Below are 25,857 nucleotides of genomic sequence, written 5' to 3'. Positions count from 1 at the left end.
CGGGTGCGGGCCGCGGGTCAGCCGGCCCCGTCTCCGGGCAGCGTGGGTTTGAGGCGGATCGGCCGTTCGGCGGCGGCGAGCAGTGTCAGCGGATCGATGTACTCGTCGTCGTCACCCCACGGGCCCCCCGTCGCGACCCTCGCGCCCCAGTGCAGACAACCCGCGACCGGGCACCCGGGGTGGCCGGCGAGTAATCGGCCGACCTCCTCGCCCGCGGCGACGGAATCACCGACCCGGACAGACGCGCGCACCGGCTCGTAGGTGCTGCGCAGGCCGTCCCCGTGGTCGATCGACAGGACAGGCCTCCCACCCACGGCGCCCGTGAAGAGGATCATCCCGTCGGCAGGCGCTCGCACCACGGCGAGGGGCGCTCCCGCCAGGTCGACCCCCCGGTGACCCGGCAGCCAACGCCGGGCCGGGGGATCGAAGGGGGTCGCCACCGACACCGGACCGGACAGGGGGTTGCGCATGTGCCCGGGCGGCGCCCCGGGTGCCGCACCCGCGACGGGGACGACGACGAGGACCGCGCAGGCCAGGCCGGCGGACACACGCCCCCGCACACCCCGTGGGCCGAACCGGATCAACTCCATACCGACAGTCCACCGTGGCGCAGCGGCCGGACGCCATGGGCAGTTCGGAGTCTGTGGAGGAAGTGGACGACCATCCCCAGGCGCAGCGGAGGACGGAGGGGCCAGCCCCGGCGGCGACCGGCGCGCGGGTGCTACGTGGGTGGCCCACCTTGGAGGCACGCGCCGGAGGGGATATGCTTCCGGTGCGGTCGACTCTGCGTCGATCGACTTCGCGTGCCCTGCGGCAACCCGGTGACGGGAGGCCGCATCCGGGCCCCGGGGCGACCAGCCCCGGCCACCCGGACCCCGGACCCGCAGGTGCCCCCGCCCAGGCGGGGGTCCGGCCCGGGGCGGACACCAGGGCCTTCAGGCCACCCGGCTTCGAGGGCATAACCCGATACACAGAAAGCGAGGACGAGGGCCTCGCGGTCCGGCTGCTTCCAAGCCGGACGAGCCCTCAATCCATCATGGCAGTCATCTCCATGAAGCAGCTGCTCGACGCAGGTGCCCACTTCGGCCACCAGACCCGCCGTTGGAACCCGAAGATGCGTCGGTTCATCTTCACCGACCGCAACGGCATCTACATCATCGACCTGCAGCAGACCCTGACGTACATCGACCAGGCGTACGAGTTCGTCAAGGAGTCCGTCGCCCACGGCGGCACCGTCCTGTTCGTCGGCACCAAGAAGCAGGCCCAGGAGGCCATCGCCGAGGAGGCCGCCAAGGTTGGCATGCCGTACGTCAACCAGCGTTGGCTGGGTGGCATGCTCACCAACTTCCAGACCGTGCACCAGCGGCTCGTCCGCCTCAAGGAGCTCGAGTCCATGGAGCAGTCGGGCGGATTCGAGGGTCGCACCAAGAAGGAAATCCTCATGCTCACGCGTGAGAAGAACAAGCTCGAGCGCACCCTCGGCGGTATGCGCGACATGAGCAAGGTCCCTTCCGTGGTGTGGGTCGTCGACACCAACAAGGAGCACATCGCCGTCGGCGAGGCCCGCAAGCTCAACATCCCGGTCGTCGCGCTGCTCGACACCAACTGTGACCCGGACGTCGTGGACTACCCGATCCCGGCGAACGACGACGCGATCCGCTCGGTCACCGTGCTGACCCGCGTCATCGCCTCCGCCGTCGCCGAGGGCCTCAAGGCCCGTTCGCAGGCCGGCAAGACCACCGGTGAAGAGGCCGAGCCGCTCGCCGAGTGGGAGGCCGAGCAGCTGGACCAGGTCACCGGGGCCGCCACGACCGAGGGTGCCGAGGCGCCTGCCGAGGTCACCGGCACCGAGTCCCCCGTCGCCGAGGCCCCCGCGGCCGACGCCCAGGAGACCGAGGCCGCCACCACCGAGGCGCCGGCCACCGAGGCCTGATCCTCGCCACCAGCTCGAGCACCGTCGGGCCCGGCCGCCCACGATCCCCACGGGGATCCTCCGGGGGCCGGGCCCGAGGTGTCGGAGGCGGTGGGCGGACGATCCACCGACGCCCCGGCGTCTAGGGTGGAGGCGATCACGCCCGCCGACCGACTCAGAACACTTTTCCCGACACATCACGAACCCCTTTAAGGAGGGTCGCCCCACCATGGCGAACTACACCGCTGCCGACGTCAAGCGTCTGCGTGAGCTCACCGGCTCCGGGATGATGGACTGCAAGAAGGCTCTCGAGGAGACCGACGGCGACTTCGACAAGGCCGTCGAGGTCCTGCGTATCAAGGGAGCCAAGGACGTGGGCAAGCGCGCCGAGCGCACCACGGCCGAGGGCCTGGTCGCCATCAAGGACGGCGTCATGATCGAGCTCAACTCCGAGACCGACTTCGTCGCCAAGAGTGCCGAGTTCATCGCGCTGGCCGACAAGATCGTCGACGTCGCCGCGGCCAACGGCATCTCCGACCTGGACGCGCTCAACGCCGCCGAGCTCGACGGTTCGACCGTCGCCGACTCGGTCGTGTCCTTCTCCGCCAAGTCCGGCGAGAAGCTCGTCCTGCGTCGCGTGGGCAAGCTCGACGGCCCCGTCGCGGTCTACCTGCACAAGCGCTCCTCCGACCTGCCGCCCGCCGTCGGCGTCATGGTCGCGTACACCGGAGAGGGCGAGGCCGCCGAGGCGGCCGCCCGTTCCGCCGCGATGCAGATCGCCGCGCTCAAGGCGCAGTACGTCTCCCGCGAAGAGGTGCCTGCCGACATCGTCGCCAAGGAGCGCGAGATCGCCGAGGCCACCGCGCGCGAGGAGGGCAAGCCCGAGCAGGCGCTGCAGAAGATCGTCGAAGGCCGACTCAACGGCTTCTACAAGGACGTCTGCCTGCTCGACCAGGCGTCCGTCACGGACAGCAAGAAGACCGTCGGCGCCCTTCTGGACGAAGCCGGTGCCAAGGTCTCGGCCTTCCTGCGCTTCGAGGTCGGCCAGGCCTGACAGTGGCCGAACCCGCCGGCGCGGGTTCACTGACGACGGCGGCACCCGGATTCCCGGGTGCCGCCGTCCGCGTCCGTGCGGGCGGGTGCGCCCGTACCCGGCGGGCTGGAGTGTGGTGCGCGTGTCGATAGGGCAGAATGAACGCGGTCCCACCACGGACCACTCGCCACCGTCGACCACTCGACGGCGGGGGCGTGAACGCGCGCGACACGGGCTGGATCCGCCCGGGACGAGGAGAGGGATGACCGACCCGCGGGACGGCTACAAACGTGTGATGCTCAAGCTCGGCGGCGAGATGTTCGGCGGCGGCAGCGTGGGGATCGATCCCGACGTGGTGCAGTCCGTCGCGCGGCAGATCGCCGAGGTGTCCCGGACCGGCGCGCAGATCGCGATCGTCATCGGTGGCGGGAACTTCTTCCGCGGGGCGCAGCTCCAGCAGCGCGGCCTGGACCGCGCCCGGAGCGATTACATGGGCATGCTCGGCACGGTGATGAACTGCCTGGCGCTCCAGGACTTTCTCGAGCAGGAGGGGGTCTCGACCCGCGTCCAGACCGCCATCCACATGGGGCAGGTCGCGGAGCCGTACATCCCGCTGCGGGCCGAGCGCCACCTGGAGAAGGGCCGCGTCGTGATCTTCGGCGCCGGGATGGGCATGCCCTACTTCTCCACCGACACCACCGCCGCGCAGCGCGCGCTGGAGATCAAGGCTGACGTCCTGCTCATGGCCAAGGCCGTGGACGGCGTCTACTCGGACGACCCACGGACCAATCCCGAGGCGGAGCTCTTCACCCGGATCGAACACCGCGAATGCCTCGAGCGGGGCCTGAAGGTGGCCGATGCCACGGCGTTCAGCCTGTGCATGGACAACGACATGCCCATCCTGGTCTTCAATCTCCTCACCGAGGGGAACATCGCGCGCGCCGTCGCCGGTGAGCAGATCGGGACCCTGGTGAGCAGTACTTCCTGACCCGCCCTTCACCGGACGACAGCCACCGACCCCAACGAAAAGAGACAGACATGATCGACGACACTCTGCTCGAGGCCGAGGAGAAGATGGAGAAGGCGATCGAGCACGTCCGCGAGGAGCTCACCGCCATCCGCACCGGTCGCGCCAATCCCGGCATGTTCAACCGCGTGCTGTGCGAGTACTACGGCTCGCTGACGCCCATCACCCAGATGGCCACCATCACGGCACCCGAGCCGCGCATGCTCATCATCAAGCCGTACGAGATGTCGCAGATCGGTCCGATCGAGAACGCGATCCGCAACTCGGATCTCGGGGTCAACCCGACCAACGACGGTCAGGTCCTCCGGGTCACCGTTCCGCAGCTCACCGAGGAGCGGCGCCGCGACCTGGTCAAGCAGGCCAAGGGCAAGGCCGAGGACGGCCGTATCGCGGTCCGGGGCGTCCGGCGCAAGGCGATGGACGAGCTCAAGCGCATCGACAAGGACGGCGAGGCCGGGGAGGACGAGGTCAATGCCGCCGAGAAGGAGCTGGACAAGCTCACCCAGCGCTTCGTCGGCGAGGTGGACGAGCTCGTCAAGGCGAAGGAAGGCGACCTGATGGAGGTCTGACCTTCTCCAGTAACCACCACCCGAGAACCGAGGAGTACGCCGTGGACACCGCTCCCCAGGGCCCGCCCGGGCCCACCGCCGCGGCCGCCGCGCCTCCGTCGCGCGCGGGCCGCGACCTGACCCGGGCCATCCCGGTCGGGGTCGGCCTGGGTGCGCTCGTGATCGCGAGCATCGCGTTCACCCCGCGAGCCTGGTACCTCGTCGCTGCGGGCGCGGTGGCCATCGGTACCTGGGAGGTGTTCAAGCGTCTGCGGCAGGCGCAGTTCAGTCTTCCCCTGATCCCGCTCCTTGCCGGTGGCCAGGCGATGGTCTGGGCGGGGTTCCTCACCGGGGCGGAGGGGGCGTTCGCGGCCTTTGCCGTCACCGCCGTGGTCGTCCTGGTCTGGCGACTGCTCATGGCCGGGTTGACCACCGCGCCGAAGAACTACATGCGGGACGTCTCGGTCGCGCTGTTCGTCCTGGCGTGGATCGCGGTGCCCGGATCCCTGGGCGCGATGCTCTCGGACGGGGACTTCGGCGCCCAGCGGGTGGTCGCACTCATCCTGTTGGTCGTGTGCTCCGATGTCGGGGGTTACGTGGCGGGGGTGCTGTTCGGCAAGCACCCCATGGCTCCCGCCATCAGCCCCAAGAAGTCCTGGGAGGGTTTCGCCGGATCGATCCTGTTCGCCACGGTCGGCGGCGCCCTGGTGGTGTCCCTGCTGTTCGACGACAGCATCTGGAAGGGCATCCTGCTCGGGGTACTGACGGTATTCACCGCGACGCTGGGTGATCTGGTGGAATCGCAGGTGAAGCGCGACCTGGGCATCAAGGACATGGGCACCCTACTTCCGGGGCACGGTGGCTTCATGGACCGTCTCGACTCGGTGCTGCCCACGGCTGTCGTGGTGTGGGTCATCTTCACCTACGTCGTCCCGACCTGACCGACACCCCACCCCGGCCGACCCGGGGTGGGATCCGGGCTGGGATCCGGCATCCACCGCCCCGGCCCGGGCGTCGTGCGTCAGTAGCGGGTGGTCAGCTTGCGCGCCTTACGTGCGCGCATCCGCAGCTGGAGGATCCGGAAACCGGCGAACAGGGCCATGATCAGGGCGCCGGCGATGGCGGCGAAGAGGATCAGCACCCCCAGGGGGAGGCTGAACTGCAGCCCCAGATAGCGGACATCGGTCGAGGCCGTGTTCTGGGCGATGAAGATCAGTAGCAGGATGGTGACGAGAGCACCCAGGACCAGACCCACCCACGCGGAGCCGAGGAGCCCTCCCGATGAATCGGGAAGAGCGTCCTGCTCGTGAGTGCGTGTTGTATCGACTGTCCCGTCCGTGGGCACCGGGGTGGAGCTCGCATGGGTGTCCTCGACGCGGATCTCGTCGTGCCCCCCGACGGGGGAGGCCTGAGGGCGGTCGGTCGGGTCGTGTGAACGCTGTGCCATACCTGGACTGTATGCCCTTCCCCGTCCCGACGGCACCGCTCGCGATGTGTTGCGGTCGTCCGTTTCTGACACAATGGCCGCATCATGGCTGAACCTCTCCCGCTCGTTTTCGACGCCCCCCGCCGAGGGCTGCCTCCTCGCCACTTCGCCGACTTGGACTCCGATGGACGCGCAGAGGCGATGGGCGAACTCGGCGTGCCCGCCTTCCGCGGCAAACAACTGGCCAACCAGTACTTCGGGCGTCTCGAGGCGGATCCACGTGAGATGACCGATCTCCCCGCGGATCTGCGCGAGAAGGTCGGTCAGGAGTTGTTCCCCTCGCTGACCTCGTCGCTGCGGCACGTCACCACTGATGAGGGCACCACCCGCAAGACCCTGTGGAAGCTGCACGACGGGTCCCTGGTGGAGAGCGTTCTCATGCGTTATCCCGACCGGGCCACCGTGTGCATCTCGAGTCAGGCCGGGTGCGGGATGGCGTGCCCGTTCTGTGCGACGGGACAGGGCGGTCTACAGCGGAACCTCTCGGCGGCCGAGATCCTCGAGCAGGTCAGGGTGGCCGCTCGGGCGATGCGCGACGGCGAGATCCCGGGCGGGCCCGGCCGGCTCTCGAACGTCGTGTTCATGGGCATGGGGGAGCCTCTCGCCAACTACACGCGCGTCATGACCGCCGTGCGGGGGATCATCGCACCGCCGCCGTCCGGATTCGGTTTGTCGCAGCGCTCGGTCACCGTCTCGACGGTCGGACTCGTGCCCGCCATCCACCGCCTCGCCGAGGAGGGGCTCCAGGTCACGCTGGCGGTGTCCCTGCACACGCCGGACGACGAACTCCGGGACACCCTGGTGCCGGTCAACAACCGCTGGCCGGTGTCCGAGGTCATGGACGCCGCACGTCACTACGCCGATGCCACAGGCCGACGGGTGTCCATCGAGTACGCGCTGATCCGCGACGTCAACGATCAGACCTGGCGGGGCGAGATGCTCGGCCGGCTCCTCGCCCAGCGGCTTGGACCGATGGCACACGTGAACCTCATCCCGCTCAACCCCACCCCGGGCAGCGAGTGGGACGCCAGTCCCCGCCATCAGCAGGACGCCTTCGTGACGGCAGTGCGTTCGGCCGGCGTCTCGTGCACCGTGCGCGACACCCGTGGACAGGAGATCGACGCGGCGTGCGGCCAGCTCGCGGCAGAGGGATGAACGGGGCCTAGAGAAGAACGCGGCCGTGGGATGATCGCGGGGGAGTGACCCCGGTGTGCCCCTCCGGCCCGGGTCGATGCACCCGCCGGACGGAGCCACGGACGACGAGAAGGGCCGCCACCACTCCACGGAGCGGTGGCGGCCCTTCTCGGGTCTACCGGGGTCAGTGCTTGGCCGGTGCCCGGCCCTGCGGGTTCCTCGCGGCCTCGGCACCAACATGGCCCGAGGCGGCAGCGCCGACCACGGCGTAGTGATCCGGCGAGACCTCGAAGACCCTGGTCCGCTTCGAGGTGTTGTCCTTCTTGGGGCGCAGCGACAGGAACATCCAGATCGCGAGGAAGGCGGCGACCGACACCAGCCAGATGTTCTCCACTCGTCCGATGTGGTTGCCGAACAGCATGGCCAGCATGAAGAGGACGAAGAAACCGCCAGCGACGAGGCCGACCATCCTGCTGTGCTTGTGCCAGCCCCACTCGACCGAGGGCTCGTCGAGGGTGCTGATCCCGTCGACGACGATCTCCTTGCTGGTGTGGTGCCCGTCCGCGCTCATGCTCCCCGGTTCTCCTCACGGCTCGCTGGCAGCCCTGCGGGCCGCCGACATCGTGCCCAGTTTGTCACACGACGTCCGGTGGTCGACGGGTAACCCGCCGGTCCCCGCCACACCGGGGGCCGGTGATGCGGCATCAGACGCCCCGGGCATGGACAATGGCGGGGTGACCACGCGTGTTCTCGTCCTCGGCAGTACCGGCTCGATCGGTACGCAGGCCCTCGAGGTGACCTCCGAGGCCGGACCCGGCCGCTTCGAGGTCGTCGGTCTGGCCGCGGGCGGGGGCCGGGTCGATCTGCTGGCGGAGCAGATCCGCCGTACCGGCGTCGGGTTCGTCGCCATCTCCGACCCGGCCGCGGCCGAGCGGATCCGCTCGTGGTTCCCGGAGGCCACGGTTCTCACCGGTCCCGAGGCCGCCACCGAGCTGGTGGGGGCGGTGCAGGCCGATGTGGTGCTCAACGGAATCGACGGATCGATCGGCCTCGGGCCCACCCTGGCGACGTTGCGCACGGGTGCGCGTCTGGCGCTCGCGAACAAGGAGTCCCTCGTCGCCGGAGGTGCCCTGGTGACCGGGGCCGCGGCGCCGGGGCAGCTCATCCCCGTCGACTCCGAGCACTCCGCGATGGCGCAGTGCCTCCGGGCGGGAACCGCCGACGAGGTGGCGTCGCTGGTGTTGACCGCGTCCGGTGGTCCCTTCCGGGGCCGTACCCGGGCTGAATTGGGGAACGTCACGGCCGACGAGGCGCTCCGGCACCCGACGTGGGCGATGGGCCGCATGATCACGCTGAACTCCGCGACGCTGGTGAACAAGTCCCTGGAGCTCATCGAGGCCCACCTGCTGTTCGGGGTCCCCTACGATCGGATCGACGTGACCGTGCACCCCCAATCGGTGGTGCACTCGGCGGTGACCTTCGTCGACGGCGCGACCGTGGCCAAGGCCTCGCCACCGTCGATGAAGCTGCCGATCGCGTTGGCCCTCGGCTGGCCGTCCCGGATACCCGGCGCGTCGACCCCGTTGGACTTCTCGCAGGCCCACACCTGGACCTTCGAACCCGTCGACGAGGAGACGTTCCCGGCGATCTCGGTGGCCCGCGCGGCGGGCGAGGCGGGCGGCCTGCGGACGGCGGTGTTCAACGCGGCGAACGAGGAGGCCGCCCCGGCCTTCCTGGACGGTCGGATCGGATTCCTCGACATCGTCGACGTCGTGGCGGAGACCGTGGGGGCGGCGGATCAGTGGTCCTCCGACCCGCGGGACCCGGATGACGTAGCGGCGGCGGAGTCCTGGGCGCGGCGGCACGCCGCGACCCTCGTCACGGGCCTGGAGGGCTGAGTCGTGCTGGTCTTCGGAGTCGTCCTGTTCGCGCTCGGGATCATGGTGTCGATCGTGTTGCACGAGTACGGCCACATGCGGGTCGCCCTGTGGTCGGGCATGAGGGTCCGTCGGTTCTTCGTCGGTTTCGGCCCCACCGTGTGGTCCGTCCGACGCGGCGGTATCGAGTACGGCCTCAAGGCGATCCCGCTCGGCGGGTTCTGCGACATCGCCGGGATGACCGCCTACGACCAGCTGTCGCCCGAGGACGAGCCGAAGGCCATGTGGCGCCAGGCCTGGTGGAAGCGCGTCGCGGTGCTCCTGGCCGGGCCTGTCATGAACATCGTCCTGGCGATCGCGCTGTTCTACACCGTCGCCCTGGGCTGGGGCCTGGTGAACCGGGACGTCCAGCCGATCCCCACGGACCGTGTCGCGGCCGTCGTGGGTGACACCTGCGCGGGCGCCAACCGGTGCGGGCCCGGGGTCGGCCCGGCCGGCGAGGCGGGGATCCTGCCGGGCGACCGGATCACGTCGGTCGACGGCGTCCCGGTGGCGAGTTGGGACGAGCTGTCCACCGTGGTCTCGGCACGGCCCGGTGAGACCGTGCCGGTGGCGGTGGAACGCGACGGGGCCACGATCACGACGACGACGACGTTGACCTCGTCGAGTGTCGACGGGCAGGAGCGGGGTGCGCTCGGGGTCCGGCTCTCGGAGGACGGTATCCCCCGGGAGATCCTCGACGATCCCGCCTACCAGACCGTCAACACCTACGACCCGCTGAGTGCGGTCCCCGCGACGTTCGTCTTCACCGGCGAGATGGTCGAGGCGACGATCGAGGGGCTCATCTCGTTCCCGGCCAAGATCCCCGCGGTGGCGGCGTCGATCTTCGGCGGCGAGCGGGCAGAGGATTCCCCGGTGTCCGTGGTGGGGGCCAGCTACATCGGCGGGCAGGCGGTCGAACAGGGCCTGTGGAGTCTGTTCCTGCTCTTCCTCGCCGGGCTCAACCTGTTCCTGGGCGCGTTCAACCTCGTGCCACTGACCCCGTTCGACGGCGGCCACATCGCCGTGGTCTTCTACGAGAAGATCCGTGACGTCCTCCGTCGACTGCGCGGCCTCGCGCCGGGCGGTCCCGCGGACTACGAGAAGCTGGCGCCCCTGACGATGGCGGTGTTCGTGCTCCTCATCGGAGTGTCCGCGATCGTCATCACCGCCGACTTCGTCAACCCGATCCTGCTGCCCGGCTGATCCGGGCGCACACCCACCTCGCACCCGCGCCCGGATACCCGGATAATGGGTCCCGGGACCTGCGAGCACCCGGCTGGCAACCCCTACGGAAGGCCTGAAGTGAACGACTCATCCTCGATCCCGGTCGGACTGGGCATGCCCGACGGTCCGCCGCCCGTCCTCGCGCCGCGGCGCAAGACCCGGCAGCTGTTCGTCGGCCAGGTGGGCGTGGGCAGCGATCATCCGGTCTCGGTCCAGTCCATGACCACCACCAAGACCCACGACATCAACTCGACGTTGCAGCAGATCGCCGAGCTCACGGCGTCGGGCTGCGACATCGTCCGCGTTGCCTGCCCCCGGCAGGAGGACGCCGACGCGCTGTCGACCATCGCGCGCAAGTCACCGATCCCGGTGATCGCCGACATCCACTTCCAGCCCAAGTACATCTTCGCGGCGATCGACGCCGGCTGTGCGGCGGTGCGGGTCAACCCGGGCAACATCAAGGAGTTCGACGGACGCGTCGCGGAGGTCGCCCGGGCCGCGGGAGACGCGGGCATCCCCATCCGTATCGGTGTGAACGCCGGCTCCCTGGACCCCCGCCTGCTCGCCAAGTACGGAAAGGCCACCCCCGAGGCTCTCGTTGAATCGGCCATGTGGGAGGCGTCGTTGTTCGAGGAGCACGGGTTCGGCGACATCAAGATCTCGGTCAAGCACAACGATCCGGTGATCATGGTCGAGGCCTATCGTCAGCTCGCGGCGAGGACGGACTACCCGCTCCACCTCGGTGTGACGGAGGCCGGGCCGGCGTTCCAGGGCACCATCAAGTCCGCCGTGGCGTTCGGGGCCCTCCTGTCCGAGGGCATCGGCGACACGATCCGGGTCTCGCTGTCGGCGCCCCCGGCGGAGGAGATCAAGGTGGGCACGCAGATCCTGCAGTCGCTGAATCTCCGTCCCCGCAAGCTCGAGATCGTGTCCTGCCCGTCCTGCGGTCGTGCCCAGGTGGACGTCTACAAGCTCGCGGACGAGGTCACGGCCGGCCTCGAGGGGATGAGCGTGCCTCTCCGGGTTGCGGTCATGGGGTGCGTCGTCAACGGGCCCGGTGAGGCGCGTGAGGCCGATCTGGGCGTCGCGTCGGGCAACGGCAAGGGGCAGATCTTCGTCAAGGGCGAGGTCATCAAGACCGTTCCGGAAGCGATGATCGTCGAGACCCTCATCGAGGAGGCCATGCGGATCGCGGAGGAGATGGGCGAACCCGTGGGGGAGGCCGCTGCCGGCCAGGGGCCGCAGGTCAAGGTCACGCGATAGTCCGATGACCGACACGGCTGCCCCGCGGACCGGGCTCGGCGCCTGCCGGGCTGTCGGCCCGGGTGAGTCGCGGGCGGTTCTCGAGGTATTGGGCTCTGATCCTTTGGTGTCCGCACCTGCGGCGGAGAAGTTCGCGTCGACGGGTGTGGCGCCCGGCGTCGACGGGCGGTTCCTCACGGTCGGCGGTCCCGACCGGTCCCTGGTCTTCATCGGCACCTCGGTGTTGCCGCTGCGTGGTGACGCCGCAGATCAACGGCTCCTCGGTGCGGCGGTCGCCGAGTTGGGGCTCGGGCCGATGTCCGTGCACGGCCGGCGGGACCGGGTCGCGGCCATGTGGACCGCACTGCGCGAGCGGTGGGGCGATGCCCGGGAGTATCGCGTGAACCAGTTCCTCATGGCACTCGACGGCCCGGTCGACCCGGTGCTCGTCATGGACGGGATCCGCCCGGCCACGTTGGAGGAGTTCGAGCCGGTGCTCGCCGCTGCCGCGGCCATGTACCGCGAGGAGCTGCGCGCGGACCCGTTCGCGGTCGGGTCCGGCATCCCGTTCCGACGCCGCGTGGCGCGATCGCTGGCCCGGGGGAGGACCTGGGTGGGGATCGACGCCGGCGAGGTGGTCTTCAAGGCGGATGTCGCCGCGATCTCCCCGGGCGTCGCACAGATCCAGGGCATCTGGGTCCACCGCGACCGGAGGGACGCGGGGCTCGGGTCCGGCGGGACGGCCGCCGTGTGCGCCGCCCTCCAGGCGCGAGGACTCAGGCCCTCCCTGGTGGTGAACGGGTCGAACGACGCCGCCCGTGCCGCCTATCGGCGGGTGGGCATGATCGACGCGGTCGACTACGCGACGGTCCTGCTGTGAACGCCCGCGCATGCGGGAGCACAGCGCGTCCGGCGACCCCGGGTGGGGTATCGCGTGCCCGGCGACTTCGGCATCGGTGTCGCCTGTGGGAAAGTGGAGTGCAGTCAGACCGTGGACCTCGGAAGGTGTAACCCGATGACAGTCACAGCGACAGGGCCCTCCGTGTGCGGAGCCGTGCGGGGAAGGACCGCGTGAGTACCCCGATGACCGCTCCTGTCACCGCGGCCCCGGTGCCGGTGTCCACGACGGGTCCGGCACGAGGCGCTGAGGCCCGACCGGCTTTCCGGTCGCAGCGGCGGGCGGACCGGGCGATGCGGCGCCTGCTGGGCGTGCGGCACATCGACAGCGGGGCCGGCTCCGGTGCCCACCGCGCGTTCCGGGTCTCCGTGGCGGTCTCGGCCGTGCGGTGCCTCATCACTTATCTCGCCATCCCGATCCTCGTCCCGCTGCTCAGCCTGTCCGGATGGGTTGCCGCACCCGTCGGTATCGCGTTGTGCGTCGTCGCCGTGGTGAACGGGGTGGTCAGTCTCCGCAGGTTCTGGGCGTCCGATCATGCGAAGCGCTGGACGTACACGGGGTTCATGGGGATCGTGTTCGTGATCCTCGCCGTGGCGATGGTCTCCGAGTTCCACCGGTGGGGGGTGATCTGATGGACCCGCGACAGGACCCCGAGTCCCGGGTGGACACCGACGCGAACGACGACGGCAGGCCGGACGCGGCGACAGACGGCGCTGGTCCGTCGAACCAGGAGCCCGGCCAGTCCTCGGCGGACGTGATCACGATGTCCCTGTTCGGGGCGATGGTCGTCATTGCCTCGATCTGCTTCGTCATCTGGTGATCGGACCGGGGCGACCGGCCCCGCCGCGCGGGCCTATCCTGGGGGCATGACCACCTCCACCCGCCAGCCGCTCGTCCCCGGTGAACCCACCCCGATCCGGACAGTTCCGGAGTCGATCCCCCGGCCGGAGTACGCGTGGCGTGACAGCGTCGACGAGGCCAACGGTGAGCCGTGGATCCAGCCCGCGGACGTCATCGACGCCATGCGGGTGGCCTCCCGGCTCGCCGCGGATGCACTCGTGCTCGCCGGGGAGGCGGTCGCCCCCGGTGTGACGACCGACGAGATCGACAGGGTCGTCCACGAGTTCCTGTGCGACAACGGGGCCTACCCGTCGACCCTGGGATACAAGGCGTTCCCCAAGTCCAGTTGCGTCTCGCTCAACGAGGTGATCTGTCACGGCATCCCCGATACCACGGTGATCCGGGACGGTGACATCGTCAACGTCGACGTCACCGCGTTCATCCACGGCGTCCACGGCGATACCAATGCCACGTTCCTGGCCGGGGACGTCAGCGAGGAGGCCCGTCTGTTGGTCGAGCGCACCAGGGAGGCGATGAACCGGGGGATCAAGGCCATCCGGCCCGGCCGGGAGGTCAACGTCATCGGGCGGGTCATCGAATCCTATGCCCGGCGCTTCGACTACACGGTCGTGCGGGAGTTCACCGGCCACGGTGTCGGTCCGACCTTCCACAACGGGCTCGTCGTCCTGCACTACGACGAGCCGTCCCGGACCGAGGTCCTCGAACCCGGTATGACGCTGACCGTAGAGCCGATGATCTCCCTCGGCGGACCGGGATTCGATGTCTGGGACGACGACTGGACCGTCACCACCGCGGACAAGGCGTGGACCGCCCAGTTCGAGCACACCGTCGTCGTCACCGAGGACGGGTACGAGATCCTCACCCTGCCGTCCGGGTCCTGACCGCCGGGCGGACACGACAGGGCGACCGCCCGGCCGACCGGACCGGGCGGGGACGCTGATGGACGATCGTCCCGATGTGGCCCTCGTACGTGGACAACACGGGGCATACTGTCCAGCATGATCGAGACCCCCCGTGGACCCGTGGACCAGATCGACCTGTTGGTGGTGGGCGCCGGCTTCGGCGGCATCGCCATGGCCGACCGCCTCCTCAGGGAGGGGCGTGGTCGCGACTTCCTCGTCGTGGAGGCCGCCGAATCGGTGGGGGGTACCTGGCGCGACAACACCTACCCGGGTTGTGCCTGCGACGTCCCCACCGCGCTGTATTCGCTGTCCCGGCACGCTCACCCGGGCTGGTCCCATTCGTTCGGCAGGCAACCGGAGATCCGGGCGTACCTCGAATCGGTGACGGACCGAATCGGCCTCCGCGACAGGCTCGTGACCTCGTGTGAGGTGACCGCGGCGACGTGGGACGCGGAGATGGCGCACTGGGTGGTCGACACCAGCCGCGGACGGATCAGGGCCGCACACCTCGTGCTGGCCTCGGGAGCGCTGTCCGCCCCCTCTATTCCGCACCTACCCGGACTGGAGTCCTTCGAGGGCGACGTGTTCCATTCGGCGCGGTGGCGCCACGACATCCCGCTCGAGGGCCGGAGGGTCGCGGTAGTCGGGACGGGGGCCTCCGCGGTCCAGTTCGTTCCGGAGATCGCCGGCGCCGCCGAACACGTCACCGTCTTCCAGCGGACCCCGGGATGGATCCTGCCACGTCTGGACCGGTCGATCTCGGACCGACGACAGAAGCTCTACCGTCGCTTCCCACTCCTGCAGCGGCTCATCCGCGGGCGGATCTACCTGGGACGGGAGCTCTACGTCGTGGTGTTCACCCGGGCCCAGTTCCTCCTGCGCTTCTTCGAGTGGTTCGCGCGGTTCTACCTGTTCCTCAAGGTGCGGGACCGCAGGATGCGGAGGGCACTCACCCCCGATTTCTCTATCGGATGCAAGCGCGTGCTGCTCACCAGTCACTGGCTGCCCGCGCTCACCCGGCCCGATGTCTCGCTGGTGTCCGGTGCGGCGTCGTCCCTCACCCCCCGTGGGCTCGTGGCGGACGACGGCACCGAGCACCCGGCGGACGTCATCATCTTCGGCACCGGATTCCAGCCGACCGAACCGCCGATCTCCCGCGTGGTCACCGGGGCGGACGGGCGGACCCTCGCGCAGCACTGGGACGGCAGTCCGCGGGCACACAACGGGATCACCGTCGCGGGGTTCCCCAACATGTTCCTGCTGTACGGGCCCAACACCAACCTGGGGCACTCATCGATCGTCTACATGCTCGAGTCCCAGGCCGATCACGTGCTGCGGCTCCTCGACCTCGCGGGGAGTGCGGGCCGACGAACCATCGAGGTCCGTCCGGAGGTCCAGGAGTCCTATGCCGCGCGGATGGACCGCCAACTCGCGCACACCGTGTGGAACCAGGGCGGCTGCTCGAGCTGGTACATCGACTCGAGTGGACGGAACTCCCTGCAGTGGCCGACGTTCACGTTCCGGTACCGGGAGCAGGTCCGCACCGTCGAGCCCGGGGACTTCGTCCTCACGTGAGGCCGGTCGGGGAGGGGGCGGGTGCGGGCCGCCCCCGGCACCGACCCACCGCCGCCGACCCACCGCCGCCGACCCCCGCTGTCAGAACCCCGCTGTCAGAACCCGCGATCTGGGAAGTCCAGACCCAGCAATGCGTTCTCGACCACCTCGGCCATCGCCGGGTGGATCCAGTACTGCTTGCGTGCGAGGTCGGGAACGGTGATCCCGAATTCCATCGCCTGGATGAGGATCTGCACGAGGGACGGGGCGTGGGCGCCCATGAGGTGGGCGCCCAGCAGCAGCCCGGTGGCGCGGTCCGCGATGAGCTTGCAGCACCCGACCGAGTCCTCCATCGCCCAGCCGTACGCCACGTCGCCGTAGTCCTGGGTCTTGACGGTCACGTCGTATCCGGCTGCGCGGGCCTCGGCCTCCGTCATGCCGACCGAGGCGATCTGTGGCCAGCTGAACACGGCGTACGGGACGTGACTGTGGTGGAACGGCTGCAGGTCCTCCGGGTGGCGAAGGTTGTGCCCCAGCACCCGCTGTTCGTGGTTGGCGACGTGCTTGAGCTGGTACGGCGAGCTCACGTCGCCCAGCGCCCAGACGCCCTCCGCCGTGGTACGGCCGAACTCGTCCACTCGTACCCTCTCGCCGTCCATCTCGACCCCGGCCGGACCCAACCCCAGCAGGTCGCCGTTGGGCGTCCGGCCGGTCGCCACGAGGAGCGCGTCGCCGGCGCACGTCGACCCGTCCTCGAAGGTGATCTCCACGCCCCGGCGATCCTCACCCGTCGCGGTCATCGTGGCGATCTGCTGCCCGAGGCGGACGTCCCACCGTCCCCGGGCGGCGTCGGTGAACCGCTCGGCCAGCTCGCGGTCGAGATGCTTGAGCAGCACGTCCGAGCGGCCGATGACGGTGACGTCGACGCCGAGGGAGGAGAACACGTGCGCGAACTCGCAGGCGATGAACCCGGAGCCCTGGATGACCATCGACTTCGGCAATTCGGGGATACGCATGACGTCGTCGCTGGTGTGGAAGGCGACGCCCGCCTCGGTGACGATGTCCGGAATCGACGGGCGTGCGCCTGCGGCGATCACGACCGAGTCCGCGGTGATGATCTCCCCGGTACCCGTGTCGATGGTGCGCGAACCGACGAACGTCGCGTGACCGTCGTACACCGTGACGTTGTCACAACGGTTGCGCCGGTAGTCCTCACCGCTCGACGCGATCGGGTCGATGCGTCGATCGAAGACCCGCGAGACGATGTCCGGCCAGCGGACCCCGTCCAGTGTCGAGTCGATGCCGTAGGTGGACGAGTGCCGGACGGAGGTGGCCGTGTCGGCGGCGTAGACGAACATCTTCGTGGGGATGCAACCGACGTTGAGACAGGTTCCGCCGAACGTCCCCTTCTCGCAGATCGCCACGGACTTGTCCGCGAACGACTCGTCGATCAACGAGTTGCCGCTGCCCGTGCCGATGACGACCAGGTCGAAGTGGCGGGAGGGGGTCTGGGTCATGGGGGTCAGGACTCCTTGATGTGTGAGGACAGGATCTGGTCCAGCCAGTGCCCGAGGTGGTCGAAAACCACCTCGAGGACGTCGGCGCGGGACAGGAAGACGTCGTGCCGGGCACCGGCGACGGGGACGTCGGTGACGTCGTCGGAGACCCGGTCGGCGAACCGCTGCATCGATCGGACGTCGAGGATCAGGTCGGTGTCCACATCGAGCGCGGAGCCGCGGGGCCGGGACCCGATCGACGACGCGGTGGAGCGGAGCAGGAGCACCGGCAGCGGCAGGTCGACGCCGGCCTGCAGACGCTTCTGTGCACGCCGGACCGCTGCGAGCCACCCCGCCCGGACGCCGACCCCGCCGGGGGGTTTGAGGGTGGTGTCGAAGTGGTATTCACCGTCGTGGTCCACGTGCGTGCTGATGACGTACCGGTCCGACGTGGGCAGCGGCAGGCGGTAGAAGGGCCGGACGGATCCGAGCGTGCGGATGACCGGGTCGAGCACGGGCCGGGCGCGCTCCGGGACGTCGAGCTGGAACCACGGCGAGTTCAGGATCACCCCCACGACGGGGGGCAGGGCGCCCCTGTCGCGCCGCCTGCCCAGCCACAGCGGCACCACCAACCCGCCGGTGGAGTGGGCGGCCACGAGCACCGGCGTTCGCGGGTGCTCGGAGACGATCACCTCGAGCGCCCGGTCCAACTCGTCGTCGTAACGCTCCAGGTCGGTCGTGAAGTGCGGTGTCACGCCGTCCCGCCGCGAACGGCCGCATTTGCGCAGGTCTATCCCAAACGTCGCGATGCCGCGCGACGCGAGGAACTCGGCGAGGTGGGTGTGGAAGAAGTAGTCGGACAGGCCGTGGACGACGAGCACCACTGCGGTGGGGTCCGACGGCGCGTCCTCGTGGCGGACCAGGGTCGCGACGATCTCGCCCTCACCGTCGGGATCGTCGCCGAGCGGCAGTTCGCGCTGCCGGTACGACGGCCCCAGCAGGTCCGGGGTCCACTGCGGGTCGGTTCCGGCGGAGGCGTCGGGATCGGGAGAGGACGTCGGCACGACGACCACCCTAGTCCGGTGTGTCCCACGCCCGGTGCCGTGAGTAGTGTTGGAAGCCGGTCGACGCAGGGCCGTCGGGACTGCCCGCGTCGATGAGAGATTCGGGTCCACGACCAACGAGCGAGGGTAGCCGGTGACTTCAGACCAGGTGGCAAAGCACGGAACGACGGATGTGGCGCTCATCGGCGCGGGCACCATGAGCGCGACTCTGGGTGCACTGCTCCGGCGGCTCCAGCCGGACTGGGACATCCAGGTCTTCGAACGGCTCGAGGGGCCTGCACTGGAGTCGTCCGACGCCTGGAACAACGCCGGCACGGGCCATTCCGCACTCTGCGAGCTGAACTACTCGCCCAAGACCGCGGACGGCGACGTGGACATCACGAAGGCCGTCAGCGTCAACGAGAAGTTCCAGGTCTCGCGCCAGTTCTGGTCCTACGCCGTCGAGAACACCATCCTCGGTGACCCCACAGAGTGGATCCGACCCGTCCCGCACATGAGCTTCGTGGCGGGCAAGGACGGTCAGGACTACCTCCGGAAGCGGTACGACAAGCTCGCCGGGCACCCCCTCTTCCCGGGGATGGGGCACACCACCGACTTCTCCGAGCTGGAACAACTGGTCCCCCTCATGGCCCGCGGGCGCTCTCCCGAGCAGCCGTTCGCCCTGAGCCACTTCTCCAACGGCACCGACGTCAACTTCGGCGCGCTCACCCGCCAGCTCATCAAGTACCTCACGCGCACCGGAGCCGAGGTGCACTACCAGAACCAGGTCAAGAACCTCGAGCGCAACAGCGACGGCAGCTGGCGACTGACCGTCACCAACCGCCACACCGGTGACGAGCGCACTGTCGACGCCAAGTTCGTGTTCGTCGGTGCGGGCGGCGGCGCCCTCCACCTGCTGCAGAAGTCCGGCATCCCCGAGATCAAGGGCATCGGCGGCTTCCCGGTGGGCGGCCAGTGGTTGCGCTGCACCAACCCGGAGCTCATCAAACAGCACCAGGCGAAGGTGTACAGCCAGGCCTCCGTGGGCGCGCCGCCGATGTCCGTGCCGCATCTGGACACCCGGGTCATCGACGGCAAGAAGGGGCTGTTGTTCGGCCCCTTCGCCGGCTGGACCCCCAAGTTCCTCAAGATGGGCAGCTTCCTCGACCTGCCGTCCAGCATCCGCGCCGGCAACCTGCTGCCCATGGCCAACATCGGGCTCACCGAGATGAGCCTGGTCAAGTACCTCATCACCGAGCTCGCCAAGAACCACGGCGCCCGGGTCGACGCACTGCGCGATTTCGTGCCGTCGGCACAGGACGGGGAGTGGGAGAAGGTCATCGCCGGCCAGCGTGTCCAGGTGATCAAGCCCAACGGCCGGGGCGGCACCCTGGAGTTCGGCACCGCCGTCGTGAACGCAGCTGACGGGTCCATCGCGGGTCTGCTCGGCGCCTCCCCGGGCGCCTCCACCGCGGTCGACGCCATGGTCGATGTGCTCAAGCGGTGCTTCCCGAGCCGGTTCGCCGACTGGACCCCCGCCCTCGAGGAGATGATCCCCTCGCTCGGCCGCGACCTGTCCGGGGAGCCGACCCTGTTCACCGAGCAGTTCGAGCGCTCGACCCGCACCCTCAAGCTCGACCAGAAGGCCTGAGCCGCCGGCGCCGGACCCCCGCTCCGCGACGTCCATCCCCCGGTCACCCGACGTGGTGACCGGGGGATGAGTCGTCTCGGGGACCCCCGGGCCGGGGCCGGGGGAGCAGTCGGGGGCGGATAGGATCGGAGCCATGATCCGGCCTGTGAACCCGTACCCCGTCGGCCTGGACCTCGAAGGTCGACGCGTCGTGGTCATCGGCGGAGGGTCTGTCGCGCAACGTCGCGTCCCCGTCTTGCTCGAGGCGGGCGCGGTGGTGCACCTGGTTAGCCCGGACGTCACACCGACGCTGCAGGGGCTGGTGGACGCCGGACGCATCTGGTGGGAGCCCCGCGAGTACGAATCCGGGGACCTCGAAGGTGCCTGGTATGTGGTCGCTGCGACCAAGGACTCGCTGGTCAATGCCCGTGTCGCGGCGGAGGCCGAGCAGAACCGCACCTTCTGCGTCCGGGCTGATGCCGTGACGTCGGGTTCCGCGGTGACCCCGGCGGTGGTCCGTCGGGGCGAGATGTTGGTCGCGGTGCTCACCGGCGACCGCGCGCGTACCGCCGAGGCCCGGGACGTGGTCGCGCGGGCCCTCAGCGACGCGGGGGCGGAGGCACCCGAGGTCGACGAGGCGCTCCGGGGCACGGTCGCGTTGGTCGGCGGCGGGCCGGGGGCCGACGATCTCATGACGGTGCGTGGTCGTCGACTGCTCGCCCGCGCCGACGTTGTCGTGGCCGACCGTCTCGCCCCCCAGCGCCCGCTGGCCGAGCTGCGGGCGGATGTCGAGATCGTCGACGCCGCCAAGATCCCCTACGGGCGGGCCATGGCACAGGACGCGATCAACGACGTGCTGGTGGACCGTGCGCGGGCGGGCAAGTTCGTGGTACGGCTCAAGGGCGGGGACCCGTTCCTCTACGGGCGCGGTTACGAGGAGGCGCAGGCATGCGCCGAGGCCGGTGTACCGTGCACCGTCGTTCCCGGCGTCTCCAGTGCGCTCGCCGTCCCGGCCCTCGCGGGAATTCCCGTGACCAACCGCGGGATGACGCACGAACTGACCGTGGTGTCCGGACACCTGCCGCCCGGACACCCGGGTTCCCTCATCGACTGGGACGCCCTCGCACGTATGCGCGGGACGCTCGTGGTGCTGATGGGGGTGAAGAACTCCCCGGCGATCGCCGAGTCACTCATGGCGGGGGGCCGCTCGCCCGGGACCCCGGCAGCGGTGGTGGTCGACGGGAGCCTCGACGGGCAGTCGACCCATCGATGCACCCTCGGAAGCCTGGCGGAGACCCTGGCGACCCACGACGTCAGACCCCCGGCCATCGTTGTGGTCGGCGCCGTCGCCGGGCTGCCGCAGTACATCACCGAAGGATGAGATCCCGCCCGGCGGCATCGCCGTCGGGCACGATGTGGACGTGACCACTCACAAGAAGATCGGTTTCCTCTCCTTCGGGCACTGGATGGACCACCCGGACTCCGCGGTGCGCTCCGCCTCCGACGCACTGATCCAGAGCGTCGAGCTCGCCGAGGCCGCCGAGGACCTCGGACTGGACGGCGCCTACTTCAGGGTTCACCACTTCGCGCGCCAGCTCGGTACGCCCGCGCCTCTCCTGGCGGCCGTCGGCGCCCGGACGAACCGGATCGACATCGGTACCGGGGTGGTGGACATGCGTTATACCAACCCCCTGGGCTTCGCCGAGGATGTCGCCGCCGCCGACCTCATCTCCGGTGGGCGGGTCCAACTGGGCGTGTCCCGGGGTTCTCCCGAGCAGGTGATCGACGGGTGGCGATACTTCGGATTCGAACCCGGAGACGGTGCCACCGACGCGGACATGGCGCGCCGGCATACCGAGGTATTCCTCCGGGCGGTGGAGGGGGTCGGGTTCGCTGAACCCAACCCACGGCCGATGTTCCCCAACCCTCCGGGTCTGCTGCGGCTCGAGCCGTACTCGGAGGGGCTGCGGGAGCGCATCTGGTGGGGCGCCGCGTCCGACGCGACCGCACGATGGGCGGCGGAGAAGGGCATGCACCTCATGTCGTCCACCTTGAAGGCCGACGAGTCCGGAGAACCACTGCACGTACAGCAGCGCCGTCAGATCGAGGCGTTCCGCGACGAGTGGTCCGCCCACGATCACGGCTTCGAACCGCGGGTGTCGGTATCCCGGTCGATCGTCGCCATCACCTCGGACACCGACCGGCGGTACTTCCTCGGGGGCGGTGACCGTGGTGACCAGTTCGGTCAGATCGAACCCGGTCTCCGGGCGGTCTTCGGACGGTCCTACGCCGCGGAGCCGGACCGGCTGGTGGAGCAACTCCGTGAGGACGAGGCGATCAGCGCTGCGGACACAGTGCTCATCACCGTGCCGACCCAGCTGGGGGTCGACTACAACGCGCACCTGTTGGAGTCGATCCTCACCCACGTGGCCCCGGAGCTCGGCTGGCGATGACGGCGGGGGCGGGACCCGGGAGCTGCCGTCAGGGCGTCGTGACCATGGTCAGGCCGTTCTGAGAGGTGTGCTCGACCGTATGACCGGCCCTGCGGGCCACCCGGAGCAGTGACGGCAGATCAGCCATCTCGGCGCGGGAGGTCGCGAGGGTCCGGGCGAGCAGACCCTTGTGGTGCTTGGAGAAGTGGGACACCACCTTGCGGCTGCCGTCCGGGTACTCGGTGACCACATCGACCGTCACCGCGCCCGGAACCGGGCCCAGGTGGTGGTACCCACCGGAACGCAGGTCCACCACCAGGTCCTCCTCCCAGCGGGCGGTGGCGGCGGTCAGGACGGGCCTCCACGCTGCCCGCAGCGTGCCCAGGCCCGGCAGTCGCGTCCCGGCCGACAGCCGGTAATGGGGGATCGGGTCATCGGCGGCGACGAGCCCGAACAGCGCGGACCCGATCCACAGTCGGGACTCCGCGCGCGCCCGGGTCGCGCCGGTCATCGACCCCTCGTCCAGAGCGTCGTAGAGCACGCCCGTGTACCGGGTGAGGGCCGGCGCGGTGGGGGAGGTCCACAACTGCGCGTCCAGCTGGACCTCCCCGGCGAGCTTCTCGCTCAGACCCAGTACCGCACGCGCGCCCCCGGGGTCGTCGGTACACATCGTCACCAGCGCATCCGCCACCGTCCGGCGGGTTTCGTTCAACGACGGCAGCGAGAGGGTGGCCAGTTCGAGGGGCTCACCCGCGCCGCCGATGGACTTGGTCTCGGAGGGCGAGAGGAGGATGCGCACCCGGCAGAGGCTACCGGCGGGCCGGGTGCCCACCCACGGGCGGCTACGCTTGACCACCGTGATCACGCGTCTGTCCCACCTTTTCCTCCGCACCCTCCGCGATGACCCGGCCGATGCCGAGGTCCTCAGCCACAAACTGCTGGTCCGCGCCGGATACGTCCGCCGCGTCGCTCCCGGCGTGTACTCCTGGCTCCCACTCGGTCTGCGCACCCTCCGCCGGGTCGAGCAGGTGGTCCGAGAGGAGATGGACGCCTTCGGCGCTCAGGAGATCAGCCTGCCTGCCCTGCTGCCGCGTGAACCGTACGAGACCACCGGCCGGTGGACCGAGTACGGTCCGGCACTGTTCCGGCTCAAGGACCGCAAGGGCAACGACATGATGCTGGGGCCCACCCACGAGGAGCTCTTCACGCTCACGGTCCAGGGTGAGTACTCGTCGTACAAGGATCTGCCCGTCACGCTGTACCAGATCCAGACCAAGTACCGGGACGAGGAACGGCCGCGTGCCGGGATCCTGCGCGGTCGCGAGTTCGTGATGAAGGACTCCTACTCCTTCGATGTCGACGACGCGGGGCTCGAGCGTTCGTACCAGGCGCACCGCGAGGCGTATCAGCGCATCTTCGACCGTCTCGGGATCGAGTACGTCATCTGCGCGGCCACCTCCGGAGCGATGGGCGGCTCCGCCTCCGAGGAGTTCCTCGCGGTCTCCGCGGCGGGCGAGGACACGTTCGTCCGGTCCACCGACGGAGATTACGCGGCCAATGTCGAGGCCGTCGTCACCCCCGCGCCCCCCGCACTCCCGGTGGAGGGGTCGCCCCGGGCGGTCGTGCACGAGACCCCGGATGCGCCGACGATCGAGACACTCGTCGCCTGGGCGAATTCCGCCGACCTCGGTCGGGACGTCACCGCCGCGGACACCCTCAAGAACGTCATGCTCAAGGTCCGTGAGCCCGGGCGGGACTGGGAACTGTTGGCGGTGGGGCTGCCGGGTGACCGTGAGGTCGACATGAAGCGAGTCGAGGCAGCGCTCGAGCCGGCGGAGGTCGAGATCCTCGAGGAGGCCGATTTCGCCGCCAACCCGTTCCTCGTCAAGGGGTACATCGGGCCGCGCGCGCTGCAGGAGAACGAGGTCCGCTACCTCGTCGACCCACGGGTCGTCACGGGTACCTCCTGGATCACGGGTGCCGACGAGGTCGGCAAGCATGTGGTGGACCTGGTGTGCGGACGTGACTTCACCCCGGACGGCACCATCGAGGTCGCCGAGGTGAGGGAGGGTGACCCTGCGCCGGACGGGCACGGGACCCTGACGCTGGCGCGCGGTATCGAGATCGGCCACATCTTCCAGCTCGGTCGGAAATACACCGACGCGTTCGGGTTCGACGTGCTGGGCGAGAACGGCAAGCCCGCCCGGGTGACCATGGGGTCCTACGGGATCGGGGTCTCGCGCCTCGTCGCTGTCCTCGCCGAGCAGTTCGCCGATGACAAGGGTCTGGTCTGGCCGGCCGAGGCCGCACCCGCGGACGTCCACGTGGTGATCGCGAACAAGGATGACGCCGCGATCGCCGGTGCCGGGACCCTCGTGGAGGCGTTCGACCGCGCCAGACTCGAGGTCCTCTTCGACGACCGCAAGGCCTCGCCGGGAGTGAAGTTCAAGGACGCCGAACTGATCGGCATCCCGTGGGTGGTCGTGGTGGGTCGCGGGTGGTCCGAGGGCACCGTCGAGTTGCGCGAGCGCGCCACCGGCGAGGTCACCCAGGTGCCGGTGGACGGCGCCGCCGAGGAGATCATCAGGCTGATCGGCGCGGGACGATAGAACACCTCACGCCGGCGGGGGGAACCCGGGCAGCGCCTCGAACGGCGCGCCCGGGACCAGCGTCCTCCACCGGGCCAGTTGGACCGCCGCCGCGGTGAGGGCGTCGCTGCAGAACCGTCGGGTCTCCGGTGCCTCGGCGCGGCCGAGTTCCACCCGCCAGGCCTCGCAACAATCCGATTCGATACGGATCGCCAGGAGGACCGCCGAGACGGGGGTGTCCGGTCCGGTGAGGTAACCGACCGGGGCGGGGGGCGACCCCGGCCACAACTTCTCCGCGGCGTCCCGACGGGCCCGGTGAGCGGCGAGCTCGCGACGGACCGCGGCCCGTATGGAGCCGTCCGCCCGGGCGAGCACCAGGCCGTATCCGTAGACCGCGGCGTCCTCGGCGGCCAGTCCGACGGGGGCGGTCACGCGAGCTCCACCTCGGCTGCGGCGGTGCATGCCGCGGCGATCGCCCCGGCGATCTCGGCCCGGGGACCCTCTTCCGCCGCGGCGGCGTCGGTGGCACCGGCGGCATCGACGCGGAGGCGGGCGCGCACCTCGTCGGCGGGCGGGCACACCGGGGCAGGGGTCGACGCGGGTGTCGGTCGCCCCTCGTCGGCCGGGAACTCCACGATCGTGGTCAGCCGTTCCGCGTGGAGCCTCCGCACGTCGGCGATCCGGCGCAGGGCACCGACCCGCTCTCCGTGGGAGGCGTCCGCGGCGGCGAGTTCGCGCGCATCGCGTTGCGCTGCGTCGAGCAGGCCGAGCAGCGGATCCGGGCGGTCGGAGACCGTGGGCAGGGCGCAGCCACCGGCGGCTGCGAGCCCGGCGACGCCGGCGGCTGCGACGACGAAGTGACGGCGCGTGAGGACGACGGGGGCGGAATGTGGCACTCCGACATCCTGCCAGGGGTCGGGGACGGCGG

The 25,857-nt window shown here is 69.9% G+C and carries 26 protein-coding genes; 18 read left to right on the top strand and 8 right to left on the bottom strand.

What is annotated here, in order from left to right; genetic code table 11:
- Nucleotides 1-17 precede the first annotated feature (17 nt).
- Complete coding sequence (locus AC3DE3_RS01845; protein ID WP_488368780.1) at nt 18-590, bottom strand: M23 family metallopeptidase; 573 nt, start codon at nt 588-590, stop codon at nt 18-20.
- 446 nt (nt 591-1,036) lie between these two features.
- Between AC3DE3_RS01845 and rpsB the strand changes: the two genes are divergently transcribed.
- The 5 genes from rpsB to AC3DE3_RS01820 all read left to right on the top strand — a co-directional run bounded on the left by rpsB (nt 1,037) and on the right by AC3DE3_RS01820 (nt 5,461).
- Nucleotides 1,037-1,933 (top strand): 30S ribosomal protein S2, encoded by an 897-nt coding sequence (gene rpsB / locus AC3DE3_RS01840; protein ID WP_260487716.1) that lies wholly within the window; start codon nt 1,037-1,039, stop codon nt 1,931-1,933.
- A gap of 208 nt (nt 1,934-2,141) precedes the next feature.
- Nucleotides 2,142-2,966: a translation elongation factor Ts gene (gene tsf, locus AC3DE3_RS01835; RefSeq protein WP_260487715.1), complete on the top strand. Its 825-nt coding sequence runs from the start codon at nt 2,142-2,144 to the stop codon at nt 2,964-2,966.
- A 241-nt stretch (nt 2,967-3,207) separates the two neighbouring features.
- Entirely contained in the window at nt 3,208-3,933 is a 726-nt protein-coding gene (pyrH, locus tag AC3DE3_RS01830; RefSeq protein WP_260487714.1) for a UMP kinase, read from the top strand.
- Nucleotides 3,934-3,983: 50 nt separating this feature from the next.
- Entirely contained in the window at nt 3,984-4,541 is a 558-nt protein-coding gene (gene frr / locus AC3DE3_RS01825; protein WP_260487713.1) for a ribosome recycling factor, read from the top strand.
- 41 nt (nt 4,542-4,582) lie between these two features.
- Nucleotides 4,583-5,461, top strand: a complete 879-nt coding sequence (locus AC3DE3_RS01820) for a phosphatidate cytidylyltransferase (RefSeq protein ID WP_488368779.1) — start codon at nt 4,583-4,585, stop codon at nt 5,459-5,461.
- A gap of 80 nt (nt 5,462-5,541) precedes the next feature.
- On the opposite strand, the gene AC3DE3_RS01815 is transcribed toward AC3DE3_RS01820, so the two are convergent.
- Nucleotides 5,542-5,967 (bottom strand): LapA family protein, encoded by a 426-nt coding sequence (locus AC3DE3_RS01815; protein WP_488368778.1) that lies wholly within the window; start codon nt 5,965-5,967, stop codon nt 5,542-5,544.
- A gap of 84 nt (nt 5,968-6,051) precedes the next feature.
- On the opposite strand from AC3DE3_RS01815, the gene rlmN reads away from it, so the two are divergent.
- Complete coding sequence (rlmN, locus tag AC3DE3_RS01810) at nt 6,052-7,161, top strand: dual-specificity RNA methyltransferase RlmN (protein WP_488368777.1); 1,110 nt, start codon at nt 6,052-6,054, stop codon at nt 7,159-7,161.
- 163 nt (nt 7,162-7,324) lie between these two features.
- On the opposite strand, the gene AC3DE3_RS01805 is transcribed toward rlmN, so the two are convergent.
- Nucleotides 7,325-7,711: a DUF2631 domain-containing protein gene (locus tag AC3DE3_RS01805; protein ID WP_488368776.1), complete on the bottom strand. Its 387-nt coding sequence runs from the start codon at nt 7,709-7,711 to the stop codon at nt 7,325-7,327.
- Between the two features lie 148 nt (nt 7,712-7,859).
- Between AC3DE3_RS01805 and dxr the strand changes: the two genes are divergently transcribed.
- The 8 genes from dxr (at nt 7,860) to AC3DE3_RS01765 (ending at nt 15,761) form a co-directional block, all read left to right on the top strand.
- On the top strand, nt 7,860-9,038 hold the full coding sequence (dxr, locus tag AC3DE3_RS01800; RefSeq protein ID WP_488369090.1) for a 1-deoxy-D-xylulose-5-phosphate reductoisomerase: 1,179 nt from the start codon (nt 7,860-7,862) through the stop codon (nt 9,036-9,038).
- Between the two features lie 3 nt (nt 9,039-9,041).
- The gene (locus tag AC3DE3_RS01795; protein WP_488368775.1) at nt 9,042-10,262 is read left to right on the top strand and encodes a M50 family metallopeptidase; all 1,221 of its coding nucleotides are present in this window, start codon (nt 9,042-9,044) and stop codon (nt 10,260-10,262) included.
- 135 nt (nt 10,263-10,397) lie between these two features.
- Nucleotides 10,398-11,546, top strand: a complete 1,149-nt coding sequence (gene ispG / locus AC3DE3_RS01790; RefSeq protein WP_260489129.1) for a flavodoxin-dependent (E)-4-hydroxy-3-methylbut-2-enyl-diphosphate synthase — start codon at nt 10,398-10,400, stop codon at nt 11,544-11,546.
- Nucleotides 11,547-11,652: 106 nt separating this feature from the next.
- Nucleotides 11,653-12,405: a GNAT family N-acetyltransferase gene (locus AC3DE3_RS01785; protein ID WP_488368774.1), complete on the top strand. Its 753-nt coding sequence runs from the start codon at nt 11,653-11,655 to the stop codon at nt 12,403-12,405.
- A 191-nt stretch (nt 12,406-12,596) separates the two neighbouring features.
- Nucleotides 12,597-13,055 (top strand): hypothetical protein, encoded by a 459-nt coding sequence (locus AC3DE3_RS01780; protein WP_488368773.1) that lies wholly within the window; start codon nt 12,597-12,599, stop codon nt 13,053-13,055.
- A complete protein-coding gene (locus AC3DE3_RS01775; protein WP_488368772.1) occupies nt 13,055-13,243 on the top strand; it encodes a hypothetical protein in 189 nt (62 codons plus the stop codon). Before AC3DE3_RS01780 ends, AC3DE3_RS01775 begins: the two co-directional genes overlap by 1 nt.
- Before the next feature lie 46 nt (nt 13,244-13,289).
- The gene (map, locus tag AC3DE3_RS01770) at nt 13,290-14,165 is read left to right on the top strand and encodes a type I methionyl aminopeptidase (protein WP_260487704.1); all 876 of its coding nucleotides are present in this window, start codon (nt 13,290-13,292) and stop codon (nt 14,163-14,165) included.
- A gap of 117 nt (nt 14,166-14,282) precedes the next feature.
- Nucleotides 14,283-15,761, top strand: coding sequence for a flavin-containing monooxygenase (locus AC3DE3_RS01765; protein ID WP_488368771.1), 1,479 nt, complete (start codon nt 14,283-14,285; stop codon nt 15,759-15,761).
- Nucleotides 15,762-15,856: 95 nt separating this feature from the next.
- Here AC3DE3_RS01765 and mtr read toward each other — a convergent pair whose 3' ends face one another.
- Both mtr and AC3DE3_RS01755 read right to left on the bottom strand, forming a co-directional pair.
- On the bottom strand, nt 15,857-17,257 hold the full coding sequence (gene mtr, locus AC3DE3_RS01760) for a mycothione reductase (RefSeq protein WP_488368770.1): 1,401 nt from the start codon (nt 17,255-17,257) through the stop codon (nt 15,857-15,859).
- Nucleotides 17,258-17,262: 5 nt separating this feature from the next.
- Nucleotides 17,263-18,300, bottom strand: a complete 1,038-nt coding sequence (locus tag AC3DE3_RS01755; RefSeq protein ID WP_488368769.1) for an alpha/beta hydrolase — start codon at nt 18,298-18,300, stop codon at nt 17,263-17,265.
- A gap of 133 nt (nt 18,301-18,433) precedes the next feature.
- On the opposite strand from AC3DE3_RS01755, the gene mqo reads away from it, so the two are divergent.
- The 3 genes from mqo (at nt 18,434) to AC3DE3_RS01740 (ending at nt 22,362) form a co-directional block, all read left to right on the top strand.
- Nucleotides 18,434-19,930 carry a malate dehydrogenase (quinone) gene (gene mqo / locus AC3DE3_RS01750; RefSeq protein ID WP_260487700.1) on the top strand — a complete coding sequence of 499 codons (1,497 nt, stop codon included), beginning with the start codon at nt 18,434-18,436 and terminating at the stop codon, nt 19,928-19,930.
- Between the two features lie 133 nt (nt 19,931-20,063).
- Nucleotides 20,064-21,290, top strand: coding sequence for a uroporphyrinogen-III C-methyltransferase (gene cobA / locus AC3DE3_RS01745; protein ID WP_260487699.1), 1,227 nt, complete (start codon nt 20,064-20,066; stop codon nt 21,288-21,290).
- An 85-nt stretch (nt 21,291-21,375) separates the two neighbouring features.
- A complete protein-coding gene (locus AC3DE3_RS01740) occupies nt 21,376-22,362 on the top strand; it encodes an LLM class flavin-dependent oxidoreductase (protein ID WP_260489128.1) in 987 nt (328 codons plus the stop codon).
- A gap of 28 nt (nt 22,363-22,390) precedes the next feature.
- Here AC3DE3_RS01740 and AC3DE3_RS01735 read toward each other — a convergent pair whose 3' ends face one another.
- Nucleotides 22,391-23,140, bottom strand: a complete 750-nt coding sequence (locus AC3DE3_RS01735) for a YaaA family protein (protein WP_260487698.1) — start codon at nt 23,138-23,140, stop codon at nt 22,391-22,393.
- Between the two features lie 58 nt (nt 23,141-23,198).
- On the opposite strand from AC3DE3_RS01735, the gene AC3DE3_RS01730 reads away from it, so the two are divergent.
- Nucleotides 23,199-24,950, top strand: coding sequence for a proline--tRNA ligase (locus AC3DE3_RS01730; protein WP_260487697.1), 1,752 nt, complete (start codon nt 23,199-23,201; stop codon nt 24,948-24,950).
- A 6-nt stretch (nt 24,951-24,956) separates the two neighbouring features.
- Here AC3DE3_RS01730 and AC3DE3_RS01725 read toward each other — a convergent pair whose 3' ends face one another.
- Together AC3DE3_RS01725 and AC3DE3_RS01720 are read right to left on the bottom strand one after the other, a co-directional pair.
- A complete protein-coding gene (locus AC3DE3_RS01725; RefSeq protein ID WP_260487696.1) occupies nt 24,957-25,361 on the bottom strand; it encodes a DUF4439 domain-containing protein in 405 nt (134 codons plus the stop codon).
- A complete protein-coding gene (locus AC3DE3_RS01720) occupies nt 25,358-25,825 on the bottom strand; it encodes a hypothetical protein (protein ID WP_260487695.1) in 468 nt (155 codons plus the stop codon). The genes AC3DE3_RS01725 and AC3DE3_RS01720 overlap by 4 nt, the downstream gene beginning before the upstream one ends.
- Nucleotides 25,826-25,857 lie beyond the last annotated feature (32 nt).

The sequence above is a fragment of the Dietzia sp. IBK-p2-16D genome, assembly GCF_057773085.1.
Note: the sequence above shows the minus strand (reverse complement) of the source record. Positions and strands in the feature narration are given on the sequence as shown.

What these genes read in the sequence shown, in the direction of transcription:
- AC3DE3_RS01845 (WP_488368780.1), bottom strand. Translation starts at nt 590, where the DNA reads ATGGAGTTGATCCGGTTCGGCCCACGGGGTGTGCGGGGGCGTGTGTCC.
- rpsB (WP_260487716.1), top strand. Translation starts at nt 1,037, where the DNA reads ATGGCAGTCATCTCCATGAAGCAGCTGCTCGACGCAGGTGCCCACTTC.
- tsf (WP_260487715.1), top strand. Translation starts at nt 2,142, where the DNA reads ATGGCGAACTACACCGCTGCCGACGTCAAGCGTCTGCGTGAGCTCACC.
- pyrH (WP_260487714.1), top strand. Translation starts at nt 3,208, where the DNA reads ATGACCGACCCGCGGGACGGCTACAAACGTGTGATGCTCAAGCTCGGC.
- frr (WP_260487713.1), top strand. Translation starts at nt 3,984, where the DNA reads ATGATCGACGACACTCTGCTCGAGGCCGAGGAGAAGATGGAGAAGGCG.
- AC3DE3_RS01815 (WP_488368778.1), bottom strand. Translation starts at nt 5,967, where the DNA reads ATGGCACAGCGTTCACACGACCCGACCGACCGCCCTCAGGCCTCCCCC.
- rlmN (WP_488368777.1), top strand. Translation starts at nt 6,052, where the DNA reads ATGGCTGAACCTCTCCCGCTCGTTTTCGACGCCCCCCGCCGAGGGCTG.
- AC3DE3_RS01805 (WP_488368776.1), bottom strand. Translation starts at nt 7,711, where the DNA reads ATGAGCGCGGACGGGCACCACACCAGCAAGGAGATCGTCGTCGACGGG.
- dxr (WP_488369090.1), top strand. Translation starts at nt 7,860, where the DNA reads ATGGACAATGGCGGGGTGACCACGCGTGTTCTCGTCCTCGGCAGTACC.
- ispG (WP_260489129.1), top strand. Translation starts at nt 10,398, where the DNA reads ATGCCCGACGGTCCGCCGCCCGTCCTCGCGCCGCGGCGCAAGACCCGG.
- AC3DE3_RS01775 (WP_488368772.1), top strand. Translation starts at nt 13,055, where the DNA reads ATGGACCCGCGACAGGACCCCGAGTCCCGGGTGGACACCGACGCGAAC.
- map (WP_260487704.1), top strand. Translation starts at nt 13,290, where the DNA reads ATGACCACCTCCACCCGCCAGCCGCTCGTCCCCGGTGAACCCACCCCG.
- AC3DE3_RS01765 (WP_488368771.1), top strand. Translation starts at nt 14,283, where the DNA reads ATGATCGAGACCCCCCGTGGACCCGTGGACCAGATCGACCTGTTGGTG.
- mtr (WP_488368770.1), bottom strand. Translation starts at nt 17,257, where the DNA reads ATGACCCAGACCCCCTCCCGCCACTTCGACCTGGTCGTCATCGGCACG.
- cobA (WP_260487699.1), top strand. Translation starts at nt 20,064, where the DNA reads ATGATCCGGCCTGTGAACCCGTACCCCGTCGGCCTGGACCTCGAAGGT.
- AC3DE3_RS01740 (WP_260489128.1), top strand. Translation starts at nt 21,376, where the DNA reads ATGGACCACCCGGACTCCGCGGTGCGCTCCGCCTCCGACGCACTGATC.